Source organism: Methanobrevibacter sp. 87.7 (assembly GCF_002208625.1).
Lineage (GTDB): Archaea > Methanobacteriota > Methanobacteria > Methanobacteriales > Methanobacteriaceae > Methanarmilla.
Window position 1 is genome coordinate 1 of the sequence record NZ_MRCT01000217.1, and the last position, 2386, is coordinate 2386.

At 18.4% G+C, this 2386-nt stretch carries 2 protein-coding genes; one reads left to right on the top strand and one right to left on the bottom strand.

Annotation, left to right across the window (positions count from 1 at the left end; all coding sequences use genetic code 11):
• Positions 1–252: 252 nt before the first annotated feature.
• On the bottom strand, positions 253–792 hold the full coding sequence (locus BGI41_RS07755; protein WP_088540127.1) for a TIGR00730 family Rossman fold protein: 540 nt from the start codon (positions 790–792) through the stop codon (positions 253–255).
• A 674-nt stretch (positions 793–1466) separates the two neighbouring features.
• Here BGI41_RS07755 and BGI41_RS08460 point away from each other — a divergent pair.
• Entirely contained in the window at positions 1467–2108 is a 642-nt protein-coding gene (locus tag BGI41_RS08460; protein ID WP_198945432.1) for a hypothetical protein, read from the top strand.
• The last annotated feature ends 278 nt before the right edge of the window (positions 2109–2386 follow it).

The window sequence follows — 2386 nt, forward strand, 5'->3', positions numbered from 1 at the left end:
ATTTAATATGTAATCTAAAAATTAAATAATTTTTCTAAAAGCATTTAATAAAAAAAATAAAAATTAAAAATTTTTAGATAAAAATATGATAAAACCAATTATAATTAGTTTTACCTAAATATACTAAATAAAAACTAATCATAACTATTTCTACCTAAAAATATGATAAAAACTAATCATAACTATTTCTACCTAATAATATACTAAATAAAAAATATCCCTAATTATTTTTACCTAAAAATATGATAAAAACTAATCAGCATCTTCTAAATAATTAAAAATATCTTCAATAGATGTTGATATATGGAATAAATTCTTATTATCTTTAGGTATAGTACCTTGATCAATCATAAAATCAATCATATTTAACATAGTATCATAATATCCTTCAATATTAAATACAACAATTTTTTTATTATGTCTTTTTAATTTTTTAAGAGTAAAAATTTCAAAAAACTCATCAAGAGTTCCAATTCCTCCAGGAGCTACAATAAATGCATCAGAATGTTTTAAAAATAAATTTTTCCTTTCATCCATAGTTGATGTATGTATAAATTTAAAGCAATCTTTACACATTCCTTCAAATTCTTTCATCCATTCAGGAGCAATTCCAAATACTTTACCATGGTTCTCAATAACACCTTTTGATACAGCACCCATGACTCCAGTGTCTCCACCACCAAATACTAATTCATAACCTCTTTCTGCAATTTCTTGACCTAATTTGTAAGATACTTCTGTGTACTTACTATTTGTACTTGAACTTCCAGAACCATATAAACAAATTCTCATGTTTTTTCTCCTATAAGTTATTTAATATATTAATTTTAGCAAACTTCAGTTTTAAAGATTTTCAACTAAAAATATTAAGTAAAATTAAATATTATAATACTCATTTTATTAAAACTAATTAAAATACATTACTTATTAAAATTTTATATGATAAAAAATAGTTTATACAGATTATTAAGTAATTAAAATAAATAATACTATTAAAATAGATAAATTTACAAATTAAAACTAAAATAAATAATTTAAATACTATAAAAAGTTATAAAAAATAATAAAAATTAGTAAAACTAAAAAATATTAAAAATAAAAATAAAAAAAACTAAAAAATACGAAAAAATCATAAAAAATATGTGAAAACTAAAAAGTATTAAAATAAAAAATTTAAAATTTAATAAACAAATAGAAACGTGTATTTTATACTAATAAGATGTATCCTAAAATTAAATTTTAAATATATTAAGAACAATATTATAATTAAATTAAAGATATCTAAAATTATTTTATAAAAAATAAAAAAATAGTTAATTTAATGATATCGATCAATAATTTAATTAAAGAAAAATATATAGTAAAATTATTTGAAAATAATTTACTAAAAATATTTATAATCTCTATTTAAATAATAAATTTATAAATTAATTATTAAGGGGGATATTATAATTAAAAGAAAATATTTGATTATGCTTATAATATTTATAATATGTATTTTAGCATTAAATCCAATTGCGGCTACAGAAAATAGTTCAGATTGGAAAACTCAGAAAGTTGAAAATGTTAATTTCAAATTAGCACCACAATATGAAAATGGTGAACTAGTAAATAGTAAATATTATACAATTAAGAATATGTTTATTTTTTCAATAAGATATATAGATTCTGATAGTTTCTTAAAATCTAGTTATGGTGATGATGCAAGCTCAGAAGATACACATTATATTAAAAATAAAAACATAAAAGGACATAATTCTTCAATTATTTATCAAGAAAGAAATATTGATGGAGTAAAATATAATACTACATACATTTATTTCCCAATTAAAGATGAAATCTATTGTATATCATATAATGGTTCAAATATAACACAAGATATTGAAGAAATGATAAAAAACACACCTAAACAAACAATGAGTGAAAAAAAATTTTATTCTAAATTAACCCATGCTACAGTTTCCTATGAATATAGTCAAAGAGAAGAAAATAGTTATAATGATTATTATTATAGAACACCATATCAATACAATAATCAGAATAAAAATCAATGGGGAAAATACTACTTAGCATATAGTTTAGGAAGATCATCAAGATATTACTATTAAAATAAGCTATAAGATATAATCTGATTAATTAAAGCTTTTAATGTATAATAATCTATTAAAAAAACTATAATCCATAAATAAACTTTTAATATACTTAATCTATTAAAAAAACTATAATCCAAATAAATTCCATTTAAAGATTTACTTAAATAGTAAATCATTCTAATTTTTTTATATAAACACTATTTTATTCTTTTTAAAAAATAAGATTAAACTAAGAACTTATTTTACTATTTTTAAAAATTTATAGATTATAATCTTATAAATTAATTTAAAAC